General features: G+C 68.9%; 15 protein-coding genes. 13 read left to right on the forward strand and 2 right to left on the reverse strand.

Translation table 11 applies throughout. From position 1 onward, the window contains the following. Positions 1 to 50: 50 nt before the first annotated feature. The gene (gene tsaD, locus ACWKSV_RS13230) at positions 51 to 1,076 is read left to right on the forward strand and encodes a tRNA (adenosine(37)-N6)-threonylcarbamoyltransferase complex transferase subunit TsaD (RefSeq protein ID WP_076714284.1); all 1,026 of its coding nucleotides are present in this window, start codon (positions 51 to 53) and stop codon (positions 1,074 to 1,076) included. Continuing rightward, positions 1,073 to 2,050, forward strand: a complete 978-nt coding sequence (locus ACWKSV_RS13235) for an NAD(P)H-dependent glycerol-3-phosphate dehydrogenase (protein ID WP_076714286.1) — start codon at positions 1,073 to 1,075, stop codon at positions 2,048 to 2,050. Before tsaD ends, ACWKSV_RS13235 begins: the two co-directional genes overlap by 4 nt. Positions 2,051 to 2,081: 31 nt before the next feature. Here the strand turns inward: ACWKSV_RS13235 and ACWKSV_RS13240 are convergent, their stop codons facing one another. Beyond that, complete coding sequence (locus ACWKSV_RS13240; RefSeq protein WP_172839605.1) at positions 2,082 to 3,926, reverse strand: AsmA family protein; 1,845 nt, start codon at positions 3,924 to 3,926, stop codon at positions 2,082 to 2,084. A gap of 121 nt (positions 3,927 to 4,047) precedes the next feature. Between ACWKSV_RS13240 and ACWKSV_RS13245 the strand changes: the two genes are divergently transcribed. From ACWKSV_RS13245 to ACWKSV_RS13270, 6 genes are all read left to right on the forward strand, one after another. Then, positions 4,048 to 4,359 carry a YggT family protein gene (locus ACWKSV_RS13245; protein ID WP_076714288.1) on the forward strand — a complete coding sequence of 104 codons (312 nt, stop codon included), beginning with the start codon at positions 4,048 to 4,050 and terminating at the stop codon, positions 4,357 to 4,359. Then, positions 4,359 to 4,661 carry a DUF167 domain-containing protein gene (locus ACWKSV_RS13250; protein ID WP_076714290.1) on the forward strand — a complete coding sequence of 101 codons (303 nt, stop codon included), beginning with the start codon at positions 4,359 to 4,361 and terminating at the stop codon, positions 4,659 to 4,661. The genes ACWKSV_RS13245 and ACWKSV_RS13250 overlap by 1 nt, the downstream gene beginning before the upstream one ends. Then, positions 4,658 to 5,548, forward strand: coding sequence for a bifunctional methylenetetrahydrofolate dehydrogenase/methenyltetrahydrofolate cyclohydrolase FolD (folD, locus tag ACWKSV_RS13255; protein ID WP_076714292.1), 891 nt, complete (start codon positions 4,658 to 4,660; stop codon positions 5,546 to 5,548). The genes ACWKSV_RS13250 and folD overlap by 4 nt, the downstream gene beginning before the upstream one ends. Before the next feature lie 4 nt (positions 5,549 to 5,552). Continuing rightward, the gene (locus tag ACWKSV_RS13260) at positions 5,553 to 6,176 is read left to right on the forward strand and encodes a MarC family protein (RefSeq protein WP_042486983.1); all 624 of its coding nucleotides are present in this window, start codon (positions 5,553 to 5,555) and stop codon (positions 6,174 to 6,176) included. A 67-nt stretch (positions 6,177 to 6,243) separates the two neighbouring features. Next, a complete protein-coding gene (locus ACWKSV_RS13265) occupies positions 6,244 to 6,522 on the forward strand; it encodes an acylphosphatase (RefSeq protein WP_076714294.1) in 279 nt (92 codons plus the stop codon). Continuing rightward, positions 6,516 to 7,739: a dipeptidase gene (locus ACWKSV_RS13270; RefSeq protein ID WP_076714296.1), complete on the forward strand. Its 1,224-nt coding sequence runs from the start codon at positions 6,516 to 6,518 to the stop codon at positions 7,737 to 7,739. Before ACWKSV_RS13265 ends, ACWKSV_RS13270 begins: the two co-directional genes overlap by 7 nt. Here the strand turns inward: ACWKSV_RS13270 and ACWKSV_RS13275 are convergent. Further along, positions 7,693 to 8,892 (reverse strand): MFS transporter, encoded by a 1,200-nt coding sequence (locus ACWKSV_RS13275; RefSeq protein WP_076714298.1) that lies wholly within the window; start codon positions 8,890 to 8,892, stop codon positions 7,693 to 7,695. The genes ACWKSV_RS13270 and ACWKSV_RS13275 overlap by 47 nt on opposite strands. Before the next feature lie 202 nt (positions 8,893 to 9,094). On the opposite strand from ACWKSV_RS13275, the gene ACWKSV_RS13280 reads away from it, so the two are divergent. The 5 genes from ACWKSV_RS13280 (at position 9,095) to ACWKSV_RS13300 (ending at position 14,874) form a co-directional block, all read left to right on the forward strand. Continuing rightward, the gene (locus ACWKSV_RS13280; RefSeq protein WP_172839606.1) at positions 9,095 to 10,474 is read left to right on the forward strand and encodes a glycosyl transferase family protein; all 1,380 of its coding nucleotides are present in this window, start codon (positions 9,095 to 9,097) and stop codon (positions 10,472 to 10,474) included. Then, positions 10,471 to 11,448: a hypothetical protein gene (locus tag ACWKSV_RS13285; RefSeq protein ID WP_237243485.1), complete on the forward strand. Its 978-nt coding sequence runs from the start codon at positions 10,471 to 10,473 to the stop codon at positions 11,446 to 11,448. Before ACWKSV_RS13280 ends, ACWKSV_RS13285 begins: the two co-directional genes overlap by 4 nt. A gap of 45 nt (positions 11,449 to 11,493) precedes the next feature. Continuing rightward, positions 11,494 to 12,408, forward strand: coding sequence for a sulfite exporter TauE/SafE family protein (locus tag ACWKSV_RS13290; RefSeq protein WP_056438903.1), 915 nt, complete (start codon positions 11,494 to 11,496; stop codon positions 12,406 to 12,408). 41 nt (positions 12,409 to 12,449) lie between these two features. After that, positions 12,450 to 13,169 carry a TIGR02186 family protein gene (locus ACWKSV_RS13295; protein ID WP_221238927.1) on the forward strand — a complete coding sequence of 240 codons (720 nt, stop codon included), beginning with the start codon at positions 12,450 to 12,452 and terminating at the stop codon, positions 13,167 to 13,169. A gap of 67 nt (positions 13,170 to 13,236) precedes the next feature. Beyond that, the gene (locus tag ACWKSV_RS13300) at positions 13,237 to 14,874 is read left to right on the forward strand and encodes an ATP-binding protein (protein WP_056438897.1); all 1,638 of its coding nucleotides are present in this window, start codon (positions 13,237 to 13,239) and stop codon (positions 14,872 to 14,874) included. The last annotated feature ends 138 nt before the right edge of the window (positions 14,875 to 15,012 follow it).

The raw sequence follows: 15,012 nt of genomic DNA on the forward strand, positions 1-15,012 counted from the left end.
GCATCAAGCCCCCCTTCGACAAGTTGCCAACGGACAGGTATGGGGAAGTCATGCTGATCCTGGGACTGGAATCCTCGTGCGACGAGACCGCCGCCGCGCTTGTCACCGATGACGGCCGCGTGCTGGCGCACCGGCTGCTGGGGCAGGAGGCCGCGCACGCCCCCTTCGGCGGCGTCGTTCCCGAAATCGCCGCGCGCGCGCATGTCGAGGCGATGGAGCCGCTGGTTGCCGCCGCCTTTGCCGATGCGGGGGTGACGCTGGCCGAGGTCGACGCGATCGCGGCGACGGCGGGGCCGGGGCTGATCGGCGGGGTGATGGTCGGCCTCGTGACCGGCAAGGCGCTGGCGCACGCGGCGGGCAAGCCGTTGATCGCGGTCAACCATCTGGAGGGCCATGCCCTGTCGCCGCGCCTGTCGGATCGCGAACTGGCCTATCCCTATCTCCTACTGCTCGTCTCGGGCGGGCATTGCCAGCTGCTGCTGGTCGAGGGCGTCGGACGCTATCGACGGATGGCGACCACCATCGACGATGCGGCGGGCGAGGCGTTCGACAAGACCGCCAAGCTGCTGGGTCTGGGCTATCCCGGCGGCCCGCGCGTCGAGGCGGCGGCGCGGGAGGGCAACCCCCATGCCGTGCCGCTGCCCCGGCCGCTCAAGGGTTCGGCCGAGCCGCATTTCTCCTTTGCCGGGCTGAAGAGCGCGGTGGCGCGCGCGATCGGGCATCATTCGCCCGAGGACATCGCCGCCTCGTTCCAGCAGGCGGTGGTCGATTGCCTGCTCGACCGGACGCGGCGTGCGCTGGCCGATGTGCCGCCCGTCACAGCGCTGGTGGTCGCGGGCGGTGTCGCGGCGAACGGCGTGATCCGGGGGGCGCTGGAGGGGCTGGCGGCCGAGTATGGCCTGCGCTTCGTCGCGCCGCCGCTCTGGCTGTGCACCGACAATGCCGCGATGATCGCCTGGGCGGGCGTGGAGCGGTTCCGCGAAGGGCTGACCGATCCGCTCGACACGCCCGCACGGGCGCGCTGGCCGCTCGATCCGGCGGCGGAAGCGGTGCGCGGCGCGGGGGTGAAGGCATGAAGATCGGGGTGATCGGCGCTGGCGCCTGGGGCACCGCGCTGGCACAGGTGGCGGCGCATGGGCGTAGGCCGGTGCGGCTCTGGGCGCGCGATCCGGCGGTGGCCGAGGCGATCAACACGACTCACGCCAACCCGCTCTATCTGCCGAACATCGCATTGTCGCCGAGCATCGAGGCGGTCAGCGATCCGGCGGCGATGGCCGAGATGGATGCGCTGCTGGTCGTCACGCCCGCGCAGGCCGTCGGCGCGGTGCTGGCGACGATGCCGGTGGGCCCCAAGCCGCTGGTCCTGTGCTCCAAGGGGATCGAGGCGGGGACCCGGCGGCTGGTCGGCGAGGTCGCGCGGGCGATCCACCCCGACGCGCCGATCGCGGTGCTGTCCGGCCCGACCTTCGCGCATGAGGTGGCGGCGGGGCTGCCGACGGCGGTGACGCTGGCGTGCGAGAACCCCGAGCTGCGCAAGGCCCTGTCCGCGCGCCTCGCGGCGCCGCATTTCCGGCCCTATGCCACCGACGACGTGACGGGCGCGGAGATCGGCGGCGCGATCAAGAATGTGCTCGCCATCGGTTGCGGCGTGGTAGAGGGCGCGGGGCTGGGCCAGAATGCCCGCGCCGCCCTGATCGCACGCGGCTTTGCCGAGATGACGCGGTTTGGCCTCGCGCGCGGCGGGCGGGCGGAGACGCTGGCGGGCCTGTCGGGGCTGGGCGACCTGGTTCTGACCTGTTCGTCGACCGCCTCACGCAATTTCTCGCTGGGCGTCGGGCTGGGGCAGGGGCGGTCGGCCGCCGAGCTGCTGGCCGACCGGCGGACCGTGGCGGAGGGGGCGTTCACCGCGCCGGTCCTGCGTCAGGCGGCGGTGGAGGCCGGTGTGGACATGCCGGTGTGCGAGGCGGTGTGCCGGTTGCTGGAGGGCGCGACCGTGGGTGAGGTAATCGGGGCGCTGCTCGCGCGGCCGCTGAAAGCCGAGGGTAACTGACCCCGTTCCGCGGAACGGAGATTGGGGGAAATTACCGCAACACCTGCCGCGCCAGCGCCCCGCAGGCCGCATTCTGCGCCTTCGGCCCGGTATCGCCGGTGATCGCGCGGCCGATCGACTTGAAGATATTGCCGACCGACTTCACCTCCTTCGGGATCACCAGATCGGGCTTTTGCAGCGTGCCCGTTACCGTTGCCGCCCCCGCCAGCCTCAGCGTCGCCCCCTGTTTCGGCGCGCCGGTCAGCCGCAGCGCCAGTCGTTCGTCGGGGAAATGGACCGTCCCCGTCCCGTCCAACCGACTGCGCGAGGTGTCGACGATCAGCGGATCCGCGCGGCCCGTGCCGTTCGTCATGTCCACCCCCAGCACCAGACAGCGCAGGGCCGCCTTGCCGCTGTCGCCCATGAATGCCGCGCCCGCGTCGAAGCCCAGCGCCGTCGCATAGCGATCGGGCAAGGTCCCGTTGGCGACGACCAGCCCGATGCGGCCATTCGCGCGCCCGATCGCCGCGCGCACCGTCTCTCCCACACCCGCCAGCTTGGCGCGCGCGCCGACATGGCCGGTGATCCGTGTCTCGCCCGAGAGCGACAACACGCTCGCCCCGCGCAGCCGCAGGTCGACCGACAGCTTCGGCACCTTCGCGCCGTTCCGCTGGTCGATCACCGCCTGGCCCGTCACCACGCCTTCGCGCAAGGCCATGCGGATGTCGCCGATGGTCAGCAACTGATGGTCCATCGTCATCCGCCCGGCCAGCCCGGTGATCGGTGAGGGACCTTGTGCGCTGACCACCCGGCCGACCTTGAAGCGAATGGTCCCGTCGGTCGTGTCGATCTTGCCGATATCGATCCGCGTATTGGGCACCAGTCGCGGTCCGATCCGGCGTTCGAGCGCGGCGGCCTCGGCACGCCCTTGCGCCGACGACAGATCGTCGAAATCGAGCTGTCCCGCCGTCACCTCGCCGTCCAGCCGCGTGCGGCCTTCTTTCTTGTCGACGGTCAACCGCCCGTTCAGGTCGGAGCGGCCGATCCGCCCCTTCAGATCGGTGATGGTCCAGCGCGGGCGTTCGTGGCGGACATGCGCGGTCAGCTGGACCGGACGGGTCTGGAACAGCCCCGCCTCGATCACCGCATCGATCCGCTTCAGGTCGTCGGCCTTCGCCGTCAGGTCCAGCGTCATCGCATCGGTGTCGAGCGGTCGGTCCATCGTGCCGGCCGCCTTCATCACCAACTGCTCGCCAGTGATGTCGGCGGTGAAGGGCCAGCGGCCGGGCTTCACCGCCGCGCCGGTAAAGGCGATGCGGACGGGCGCGCCGCGCACCCTGCCCTCACCCTCGGCCCGCACGCCGCGATCCGGGTCGGCTGCCACGTTCAGCACCGCCTGCCGATCCTCCTTGGCGTCGCGGTAGCTGACCACGCCATCGCTGACGGTCAGCCCCTGCAGATCGGTCGCGCTGCCGCCTTCCTCGGGTTCGCCGGGGCGTGACCAGTTGGTGCGGCCCTGCCTGTCGCGGACCAGCGCCAGGCGAAGCCCGGACACGCGAATATCCTCCGGGACGAAAGCACCGCGCAGCAACGGCCAGACCGAAAAGCGGATTTCCGCCCGCTTTACCGCCGCGAAATCGCCCTGACCGGCCCAACCGGCCTGCGGAATCTTCAGGTCTTCGACCGCGATGGTCGGATGAAAGCCGATGCCGTCGACCCGGTGGACCGACCCGATGGTCACCGGCCGCCCGAACCGCTCGGTCGCCGCGCGGCACACCGCGTCGCGCAGGAGCCCCCAGGGAAACACCGCCAGGATCAGCAGAAAAAGCAGGGGCAACCCGATCAGCAGCGCCACCACGCCCCGCATCCAGCGCGGCCATCCCCTATCCTGTATCATGATGATGGGACGCGCGACCGGGGGCTTCGTTCCGCCTGCGTCAGGATCGCCGCGCACGATTATTGCCCCGACGCGCGTCCTACCCTAGATATGGCGAAATCCGTATTCGGGAGCCCTCACGTTGGTCCTCATCCTTCAGATCCTTCAGATTCTGCTCAATGTCGTCTGGTGGATCATCATCGTGCAGGCGATCCTGTCCTGGCTGATCGCGTTCAACGTCATCAACACCTCGAATGATTTCATCCGGTCGGTCTGGTACGCGCTGCAGAAGATGACCGATCCGCTCTATCGCCCGATCCGGCGCATCCTGCCCGATTTCGGCGCGCTCGACCTGTCGCCGATGGTCGTGCTGCTGGCGGTCATCATCCTGGGCAAGATCCTGGACGCCGCGATCGCCAATGCGATGTACGGGGGGGCGGTCGTCGTCGGCTGATGCCCGCCTGGACGGCCAGCGATGATGGGATTCGGATCGCGGTCCGGGTCACGCCGCGCGGCGGGCGCGATGCGCTGAGTGCGGGCACGGAGGAGCATTTCGCCGCGCGCCTGTCGGCACCGCCGGTCGACGGCGCGGCCAATGCGGCGCTGATCCCGCTGGTCGCCAAGCATTTCGGGGTGCCCAAGCGCGCGGTCAGCATCGTCGCGGGAGATACCGCACGATTGAAGCGTCTGCATGTCGCCGGAGACCCGCACATACTGGCGCGTATCGCCCAGGCGCTTTATGGCGATCGGCCATGACCCCAGAGATCCCAAGCGCCACGATCATCGACGGCAAGGCGTTCGCCGCCGGCCTCCGCACCCGCATCGCCACCCAGGTAGCCAAGTTCCGCGAACAGGCAGGCCGCGCGCCCGGCCTGGCGGTCGTGCTGGTCGGCGAGGACCCCGCCTCCAGCGTCTATGTCCGCTCCAAGGGCAAGGCGACGCGCGAGGCAGGCATGGAGAGCATCGAGCATCGCCTGCCCGTCGATACCGACCAGGCGACGCTGCTGGCGCTCGTCGAGCAGCTCAATCAAGACCCGACCGTCGACGGCATCCTCGTCCAGCTGCCGCTGCCGGGCCAGATCGACGCGCAGGCGGTGATCCAGGCGATCGACCCCGACAAGGACGTCGACGGCTTCCACCCGGTCAACGCCGGACGGCTGGCGACGGGCAGCGAGGGCTTCGTCCCCTGCACCCCGCTCGGCTGCCTGATGCTGCTCAAGAGCATCCACCCCAGCCTGTCGGGCATGGACGCGGTGGTCGTCGGCCGCTCCAACATCGTCGGCAAGCCGATGGCGCAGTTGCTGCTCGGCGAAAGCTGCACGGTAACGGTCGCGCACAGCCGCACGCGTAATCTGGCCGAGGTAGTCGGTCGCGCCGATATCGTCGTGGCGGCGGTGGGTGTTCCCGGCCTGGTCAAGGGCGAGTGGATCAAGCCCGGCGCCAGCGTCATCGATGTCGGCATCAACCGCACCGAGACGGGTCTGGTCGGTGATGTCGAATATGACACGGCGGCGCAGCGGGCGGGCGCGATCACCCCGGTGCCGGGCGGCGTCGGGCCGATGACGATCGCGGTCCTGCTGCGCAACACCCTGGTTTCGGCGGGACGCCGCGAGGGCGTCGCGATCGACCAGACGGCGCTGTAAGGCCGTGCTCGAACTCTATATCTCCTCGCTGATCACCTTCTTCGTGGTGATCGATCCGCCGGGTTGCGCCCCCATTTATGCGGGCCTCTCGGCGGGGGCGACGCCGCAGCATCGCCGGGCGATGGCGATCCGCGCGGTCATGGTCGCCTCGGTCATCCTGTTCGTCTTCGCCCTGTTCGGCGAAGCGCTGCTGCATGGCCTGGGTATCGAGATGGCGGCGTTCCGCATCGCGGGCGGCATCATGCTGTTCCTGATCGCACTGGAGATGGTGTTCGAGAAGCGCACCCAGCGGCGCGAGGACCGCGCGGCCAAGGTCGCCGACGATCCGCACGAGGCGGAGGATGTGTCGATCTTCCCCATGGCGATGCCGATGATCGCCGGGCCGGGCTCGATCGCGACCGTCATGCTGTTGATGAGCCGCAATTCGGGGCTTCAGGCGTCGATCGTGGTCCTGGGCGCGATGGTGTCGATCCTGCTGCTGACGCTCGTTGCGCTGCTGGCGGCGGGGCCGTTGATGCGGCTGCTGGGCGCCAAGATCGAGGCGGTGATCACCCGCGTGCTGGGCGTGCTGCTCGCCGCGCTGGCGGTGCAGTTCGTGATCGACGGGGTGACCGCCAGCCTGAAGTGATCCCCCTCCCCATGCCGGAAGGATCGGGACCTTCCTTTTCCCACCCTCCCGCGCGACAATCGCGGGCATGATCGGTCGTCATCTTCGCATCACCGGGCGCGTACAGGGCGTTGGATATCGTTACTGGTTCCTTGGACACGCGGCGGCCTCGGGGCTGACCGGCTGGGTTCGCAACCGTATGGACGGCACGGTCGAGGCGGTGGTGCAGGGACCGGGGGACGCGGTGGCACGGATCGTGGCCGAGGCGGAATCGGGACCGCCCGCCGCGCGGATTGACCGGGTCGAGACGATCGAGCAGGCCATCGACCCTCTATTGACCCGCTTCGAGCAGCGGCCGACATGCTGATCGCCCTACTCCTCGCCCAGGCCGCCGATCCAGCTATCACGCGGCGGGTCGAGTCGGTCCTGGCCCGCGCACCGATCGTCGACGGGCATAACGACCTGCCCTGGGAGTTACGGGACTCCGACCTTTCGCCCGAGTCTCCTTCGCTCGCGACCGGCACCGCCGCCCTGCCCCATCCGCTTCAGACCGACCTGCCCCGCCTCAAACGCGGCGGGGTCGGCGGGCAATTCTGGTCGGTCTGGATTCCCGCCGATGTCACCGGCCCACGCGCGGTCGAGATGACGCTGGAGCAGATCGACCGTGTCCACCGCCTGGTCGCCGCCCATCCGACCCGGCTCGCGATGGCACGCACCGCCGCAGATATCCGCCGGGTCGCGCGCGCGGGCCGGGTCGCCTCGCTGATCGGGGTCGAGGGCGGGCATCAGATCGACGGGCGCTTGTCGGTGTTGCGCCAGTACAAGGCGCTGGGCGTCGCCTATCTGACGCTGACCCATGGCCGCAGCCTGGCCTGGGCCGATTCCTCGACCGATGCCCCCATCGCCAATGGGCTCGGCCCCTTTGGTCGTGCGGTGGTGGCCGAGATGAACCGGATCGGCATGATCGTCGATGTCGCGCACGTCTCCGACGCGACGATGGCGGCGGTGCTGGATACCAGCCGGGCGCCCGTCATCGCCTCGCACTCCGATGCCCGCGCCTTGGCCGATGCGTCGCGCAATATTCCCGACGCACTGCTCCGCCGGATCGGCGCGGGCGGCGGGGTCGTGATGGTCAATTGCTATCCCGCCTTCCTGTCGAGCGAATGGCGGGCCTGGGATTCCGGCCGCACCGCCTATGCCAGGTCGGTCGGCGTGGTCGCCAACATCTATGGCCCGCGCGCGCCAGCGCCGTTGATTGCCTGGGACGCCAGCCACCCCGCCCCGCGCGTGACGGCGGCGATGGTCGCCGATCATCTCGAGCATATCGCCCGCGTGGCGGGACGCGGGGCGGTGGGCTTTGGCGGCGATTATGACGGGATCAACGGCACCGGCCCGGAGGGGATGACCGGTGTGGACGGCTATCCGCTGGTGCTGGCCGAACTGGTCCGGCGCGGTTGGGGCGACGCGGACTTGATGGCCCTGACCAGCGGCAATATCCTGCGCGTGATGGAACGGGTCGAGGCGGTGGCGCAAAGCCTCAGTGCGACAGCACCGGGCGATTCGATTGATCCGCTGGCGCGCTAGTCCCACCGAAACGCATCGCGATCAGCCAGATCACGAACCCGCCCAGCGCCAGCCCGCACCCGACATAGCCGGTCGAGGTCCATCCCAACCCGTTGGCGATGGCCAGCCCGCCCGCCCAGGGACCGATGGCATTGGCCGTGTTGAAGGCCGAATGGTTGAGCGCGGCGGCGAGCCCCTGTCCTTCGCCCGCCACGTCCATCAGCCGCGTCTGGAGCACGGTGCCCAGTGCTCCGCCCAGCCCGATCGCAAAGACGATGGGCAGGATCGTCCACAGGCTGCCCGCCGCCAGCGGATAGAGCGCCAGCATCGCCGCCGACCAGAGCAGCAAGCCCCCGGCGGTCGGCATCAGAGCGCGGTCGGCGAAACGCGGGACCACGATATTGCCGATCGTCATGCCCAGCCCGAACACCGCCAGCACCAGCGGGATCATGGCGGTCGACGCGCCGGTCACTTCGGTCAGCGTCGCCGCCAGATAGGTATAGACCGCGAACATGCCGCCAAAGCCGATCGCCCCGATGGCGAGCGTCAGCCAGACCTGCCCCTTGCTCAGCGCGTCGAGTTCGCGACGGATGCTGGCGCCTTCGTCGGGCCGGTCATGCGGCGCGGCGATGGCGACCAGCGTCGCGGTCAGCAGCGCCAGTGCCGCGACGACACCGAACACCCAGCGCCAGTTGAGCCACTGGCCCAGCATCTGCGCCAGCGGCACGCCGATCACCGTCGCGACCGTCAGGCCCAGCATGATCCGCCCGACCGCCACCGTCCGCCGCGACTCAGGGACGAGCGAGGCCGCGACCAGCGCCGCGATCCCGAAATAGGCCCCGTGTGGCAGCCCGCTGAGGAATCGGAAGAACAGCATCCAGTGATAATCGGGCGCCATCGCCGACAGGCCGTTGCCCGCAGCGAACATCAGCATCAACGCGATCAGCAGCGTGCGCCGCGCCAGCTTGGCCGACAGCACCGCCAGGAGCGGTGCCCCCACCACCACGCCCAGCGCATAGGCGCTGATGACATGCCCCGCCGTCGGCGCATCGATGCCGAGGCCGCGCGCCAGATCGGGCTCCAGGCTCATCGCGGCGAATTCGGTCGTGCCGATCGCAAAGCCGCCCACCGCCAGTGCGGTATGGACGATGCCGGGGGGAAGTGTCCGGGCCATGGAAAATCCTTTCGCGACCCCATATGTTGCACCGCAGCAGAAGGTGCAACCACCCGCCGGTTCGACATACTGATTTTGCAGGATAAAAGGCGAAACACACGGCTTTCCCGCAGGGGTGCTTAGGCCAAAATGACCAATCACACCGCTATTGATCGGCTCATTTCGGACAGGCACAATAAGATTCGGCAACGGGGGGAGCCGAGTGGGGGAAGTCTCGACGATCTTCGAAATCGTCGCGCGGGAACTGTTGTTGTTCGCGGCCGTCGGATTGTTGGTCGGGGGCCTGGATGATCTTCTGGTCGATCTGATCTATATCGTACGACGACTGATAAAAGGCCCCGCCACGCCGATCCGCAGCTATGCGCTGCCCCAACCCGAACAGCCGGGACGCATGATCGTCTTCACCCCGGCCTGGGACGAAGCCGCGGTGATCGGCGCGATGCTATCCACTGCGCTCGCGCGTTTCCGGCATCCCGATTATCGTATCTATGTCGGGCTCTACCCCAATGACCCGGCCACCATTGCGGCGGCGGCCGATATGGCCGAACGCGACGATCGGGTCCGTCTGGTCATCGGCGCGCGCGATGGCCCGACGACCAAGGCCGATTGCCTCAACACGCTTTGGCACGCACTCCAGCACGACATCGCGGTGGAAGGGTTTCGAGCGAAGGCGATCGTCCTGCACGATGCCGAAGATGTCGTGCATCCGGACGAACTGGCGGTCTTCGACTCGCTGATCGAGGAGCGGGCGGTGGTGCAGTTGCCGGTCCTGCCGCTGGTCGTACCGGGATCGCGCCTGGTGTCCGGCCACTATGCCGACGAGTTCGCCGAAAGCCACATCAAGCAGCTGGTCGTCCGCACCTGGATCGGGGCGGGCATGCCGCTGGCCGGCACCGGCTGCGCGCTGTCGCCAGCCATGCTGGGCCGGATCGCCGCGTCGCGCGGGGGCGATCCGTTCGATGCGACCAGCCTGACCGAGGATTACGAGCTGGGCCTGCGCATCGCCGAACTGGGCGGCGAGGGACTGTTCGCGCGGGTCGCGGACGGGACGCGGGGCGGCGTGGTGGCGGTCCGCGCCTATTTCCCGGCGACCCTGGTGGCCGCCGTCCGGCAAAAGGCCCGATGGATGACCGGTATCGCGCTGATCGGCTGGGATCGCACCGGTTGGGGGCGGGCATTGGCGATGGGGGATCATTGGTGGCGCTTACGCGATCGGCGGGGGCCGATGGCGATGCTGGTGCTGGCGGCGGCCTATCTGGGCATGACCGCCGATGTGCTGGCCGTGTCGATCCACTGGATCGCCGGCACGCCCCTGCCGCCGGTCGATCCGGGCCTGCGTTTCCTGTTCGGGGTCAACGCCCTGCTGCTGGCATGGCGGCTGGCCGTGCGCATGACGTTCACCGGCCGCGCCTATGGCTGGCGAGAGGCCTTATGGTCGTTGCCGCGATTCATCATCGGTAATTTCGTGGCGCTGGCGGCCATCCCCCGCGCCCTGATCCGCTATATCCATGTGCTGCGTGGCGGCGTGCCCGCCTGGGACAAGACGAGCCACCACTTCCCCGACCTGTCGCCGCAGTCATGAGCGGACGCCCCTTGCGATTCCTGGGCGGCGTCGTCGGGCTGTGGACGCTGGGCCGCATCGCCTTTCTCCTGCCCTCCGACCCGGCCGTCGTGATAGCGGTGAGGCCCGTCAAGCGTACCGAACCGCGCGCTGCCCTGACCCTGCTTCGTGGTCCCGTCCCGCATCAGCCCGAGATACAGCTCGCACGACTTGGGATTACGCGTGCACCACGACCGAAACCCTCGATCCAGGGTCCCGCTCGACCTTCCCCGATCCCCGCCGCGCAAGCGCCGATCCAGGACAGGCCGATCATCGCATCGGCACCGTCCGTCCCACCGCTTTCGCCGCGTGTCGCGCTGCCCATACTTCCCGCCCCGCCGCAGCGGTGGAGCGCCAGCCTGTGGGCCGTCATTCGCGAAGGCGGCCAGACGCTGCTGCCCGGTGGCCAACTGGGTGGGACGCAAGGCGGCATCCGCTTGTTACGGCGGCTCGATTCGCGGGGCGACGTGGCCGCCAGCCTGCGCCTGTCCGCGCCCGCGGAGGGAATCGGACGCGAGATGGCGGTCGGGATCGACTGGCGCCCGCTTCATCATGTGCCGATTCACCTGCTGGTCGAACAAAGGCTGGCGCTCGATGCCGGACAGGATGCCCCCGCCGCACTGGTCGTGGGCGGGATCGGTCCCCGTTCCGTTGCCCCCGGCATCGTCCTGACCGGCTATGCCCAGGCCGGTGCGGTGGCCCGCGCGCGGATCGAGCCCTTCGCCGACGGCGCGGTTCGGGCCAGCACGCCGCTGACGCCCGCCCTCGACCTGGGGCTGGCGCTATGGGGCGGGGCGCAGCGGGATGCGCAGCGGCTGGATATCGGACCGACCTTGGGCATCGCCCTGCCCGTCGCGAACCGCCGCGTCCGCCTGTCGCTCGACTGGCGGCAGCGGGTGGCGGGGCGTGCCGCTCCCGATTCCGGCCCCGCACTGACGCTGGCGGGCGATTTCTGACGCTTCGACACTGTTCGGAAAGGCGGGCGCGTCTATAACGCGGCCGTGGACCTGTATCTTCCGATCGCCAACCTGTCGGTCAATGCGCTCGTCATCATCGCGCTGGGGGCGGGTGTCGGCCTGTTGTCGGGGATGTTCGGGGTCGGCGGCGGGTTCCTGACCACGCCGCTGTTGATCGTCTATGGCATTCCGCCCACCGTCGCCGCCGCCTCGGCCGCCAGCCAGGTGACGGGGGCGAGCGTCTCGGGCGTATCCGCGCATTGGCGACGTGGCGGGGTGGATGTGAAGATGGGCGGCGTGCTGGTCGCGGGCGGCATCATCGGGTCGTTCGCGGGCGCCTGGATCTTCCGCCTGCTCCAGGCGAGCGGGCAAATCGATACGGTCATTGCCATCGTCTATGTGCTGATGTTGGGGTGGATCGGATCGGTCATGGCGCGCGAGGCGGCCGGGGCGATCCTGGCGCAGCGGCGCGGGCGGCCGCAGAAAGCGGCACGGCGGCGGCATCATCCGCTGGTCGCGGCCCTGCCCTTCCGCACCCGCTTCTATGCCTCGGGCCTGTATATCTCGCCGCTCGCCCCGCTGATGCTGGGATTCTTTACCGGCATCCTGACCATATTGCTGGGTGTCGGCGGCGGGTTCATCCTCGTGCCCGCCATGATCTATATCCTGGGCATGGCGACCAATGTCGTGCTCGGCACCTCGCTGTTCCAGACCTTGTTCGTCACCGCCGCCGCGACGATGGTCCATGCGACGACCACCAAGGCGGTCGATATCGTGCTGGCCGGACTGCTTCTGGTCGGATCGGTGACGGGGGCGCAGGTCGGCGCGAAGCTCGCCACCAATGCGAAGCCCGAATATCTGCGCCTGGCGCTGGCCGTCATCGTGCTCTTGGTCGGCTTGCGCATCCTTTTGGGGTTGGTGTGGCGGCCCGAGGAAATCTTCACGGTCCAGCTGCTGTGAAACGCCTTTCCGTCATCCTGGCGCTGCTCTCGCCGCTATTGATGGCGCAGGCTAAGCCGGTGCTGGTCCCCGACGTGTCGCAGCGCGATATCCAGATCGCCTACAGCTTCACCGGCGCGGAACTGCTGTTGTTCGGCGCGATCCTCTATCCCGGCGGCCGCCCGCCCAGCGACGACCGGCCGACCGACATCGTCGTCGTGGTCAAGGGGCCGACCCAATCGATCCTGATCCGCGAGAAGGAGAAGATCGCCGGTCTCTGGGTCAATGCCGGGCGCCTGCGCTATCAGTCGGCGCCGTCCTTCTACGCCATCGCCTCATCGCGGCCGATCGAGCGGATCGTCGACGATCGCACCCGCGCCATCTACGAACTCGGGCTCGACAGCCTGCAGCTCTCGCCCGCCTCCGCCGCGCCCGCCAATGTCCAGGCGCGGTTTCAGCAGGGGCTGGTCGACCAGCGCCGCCGCAGCGGCCTGTATGTCGAGGCGCCACGCGCCGTCGAGATTACCGACGACGTGCTCTACCGCGCCCGCGTCACCATCCCGGCGCGCGTGCCGGTGGGGCGCTTCACCGCCGAAACCTTCCTGATCCGCGACGGCCGCGTGCTGGCCGCCGCCGTGCGCGACATCGATATCCGCAAATCGGGGTTCGAGCGTTTCGTGGCGCGCGCCGCCGACCGCGCGGCCATCCCCTATGGCCTGACGGCGGTGGCGCTGTCGATCCTGCTCGGCTGGACCGCAGGCTGGATCGCGCGGCGGGTGTAAGGATCGGGAAATCTTAAGATTTCCAACCTAGCGTCGCCATCCTCCCATTCCAAATGACGGCGTATCCATGTCCTCCCTACCGTCTGCCGACCCCCATTCCGCCCATGATACACCGGTCATCGGCTGGCTGCTCGCCATCGCCGGGTCGTCGGGGCGGATCGTGCTCGACCGCCAGGCGCTGGCCGCGCTGGCGGAGGATACCGATCCGGTGCTGGCCGCTGCCGGACAGGTGGCGATGCCGGTCAAGGTCAAGCGCGGCGATCGCTGGATCATCGGCACGATCCGCTCGCTCGCGCTCGACCCCGCCAGCGACGCCGCCGCGCTGACGACCGAGATCGACCTGATGGGGGAAGGGATGCGCCAGCCCGAGACGGGCGCGCTGTACGGCTTTCGGCGCGGCGTCACCTCCTATCCCATGCCCGGCGCGACGATCCATGCGATCACCAATGACGAGCTGGCGGGCATCCACCTCAACCGTGCCCAGACGACGGTGACGATCGGCACCGTCCACCCCGCCCGCACCGTACCCGCGACTCTGGCGGTCGACGCATTGCTGGGACGGCATTTCGCCATCCTGGGATCGACCGGCACCGGCAAGTCCACCGCGACGGCGATGATCCTGCACCGCATCTGCGAGCGTGCGCCGCTGGGCCATATCGTCATGATCGATCCGCATGGCGAATATGCCCGGGCCTTTCGCGACACCGGCAGCATCCATGACGTCGGCAATCTGCGCATGCCCTATTGGCTGATGAACTTCGCCGAGCATTGCGAGATCCTGCTCTCGGCCAGCGGCGAACAGCGCCAGCACGACGCCGATGTGCTCGCCAAATGCCTGCTCGCCGCCCGCATGCGCAACCGCGCCGCCGCCGAACTGCCGCGCGTCACCGTCGACACGCCCATCCCCTATCTCCTGTCCGACCTGACCGCGCAGCTGGGCCAGGAGATGAGCAAGCTGGAGCGGGTCGGCGACATCGCCCCCTATCAGCGGATCAAGTCCAAGATCGAGGAGATCAAGAGCGATCCCCGCTATGCCTTCATGTTCTCAGGCATGCTGGTCGCCGATACGATGACCGACTTCCTCGCGCGCATCCTGCGGATGCCGGGGGACGGGCGGCCGATCTCGATCATCGACGTCTCCGGCGTGCCGTCGGACGTGACCAGCAGCGTCGTCGCGGTGCTGGCGCGGATGATCTTCGACCATGCGATCTGGACCCATCCCGCCGAGCGTCGCCCCGTCCTGATGGTCTGCGAGGAGGCGCATCGCTACATCCCCGCACAGGCCGAACAGACGTCGGCGGTCGGCCGAATCCTGTCGCGCATCGCCAAGGAGGGACGCAAATACGGCGTCTCGCTGGGCCTGGTGACGCAGCGCCCGTCCGACCTGGCCGAGGGCGTGCTGTCGCAATGCGGCACCATCATCGCGATGCGGCTGAACAACGAACGCGATCAGGCGATGGTGCGCTCGGCGATGCCCGAGGGCGGGCGCGGCCTGCTCGACACCATTTCGGCGCTGCGCAACCGCGAGGCGATCCTGTGCGGCGAGGCCGTCAGCTTCCCGATGCGCGCTAGCCTGGACAATCTGGCCGAGGACAAATGCCCGGCATCCAGCGACATGACGATCACCGCGCTCTGGGCGAACCCGTCGGGGGGCAACCGGGTGCTGACCGAGACGGTCGGCCGCTGGCGCGCGGCGGGGAAGTAACGCCTTCCGGCTTTAGCCCGCCTCCCCACCTTCGTTCAGCCTGAGCGCAATCGAAGGCCTCGGGATGAACTGGCCAAGCGCGGAACGTGCACTTCGACTTCGCTCAGTGCGAACGGGGGTTGGGATTGGGAAAAAGCT

The organism is Sphingomonas sp. SphC10, assembly GCF_057004845.1.

Coding starts and splice junctions, on each gene's coding strand:
- ACWKSV_RS13265 (WP_076714294.1), top strand. CDS start 6,244: ATGATCGGTCGTCATCTTCGCATCACCGGGCGCGTACAGGGCGTTGGA.
- ACWKSV_RS13285 (WP_237243485.1), top strand. CDS start 10,471: ATGAGCGGACGCCCCTTGCGATTCCTGGGCGGCGTCGTCGGGCTGTGG.
- ACWKSV_RS13300 (WP_056438897.1), top strand. CDS start 13,237: ATGTCCTCCCTACCGTCTGCCGACCCCCATTCCGCCCATGATACACCG.
- ACWKSV_RS13235 (WP_076714286.1), top strand. CDS start 1,073: ATGAAGATCGGGGTGATCGGCGCTGGCGCCTGGGGCACCGCGCTGGCA.
- ACWKSV_RS13270 (WP_076714296.1), top strand. CDS start 6,516: ATGCTGATCGCCCTACTCCTCGCCCAGGCCGCCGATCCAGCTATCACG.
- ACWKSV_RS13295 (WP_221238927.1), top strand. CDS start 12,450: ATGGCGCAGGCTAAGCCGGTGCTGGTCCCCGACGTGTCGCAGCGCGAT.
- ACWKSV_RS13250 (WP_076714290.1), top strand. CDS start 4,359: ATGCCCGCCTGGACGGCCAGCGATGATGGGATTCGGATCGCGGTCCGG.
- tsaD (WP_076714284.1), top strand. CDS start 51: ATGCTGATCCTGGGACTGGAATCCTCGTGCGACGAGACCGCCGCCGCG.
- ACWKSV_RS13240 (WP_172839605.1), bottom strand. CDS start 3,926: ATGATACAGGATAGGGGATGGCCGCGCTGGATGCGGGGCGTGGTGGCG.
- ACWKSV_RS13275 (WP_076714298.1), bottom strand. CDS start 8,892: ATGGCCCGGACACTTCCCCCCGGCATCGTCCATACCGCACTGGCGGTG.
- folD (WP_076714292.1), top strand. CDS start 4,658: ATGACCCCAGAGATCCCAAGCGCCACGATCATCGACGGCAAGGCGTTC.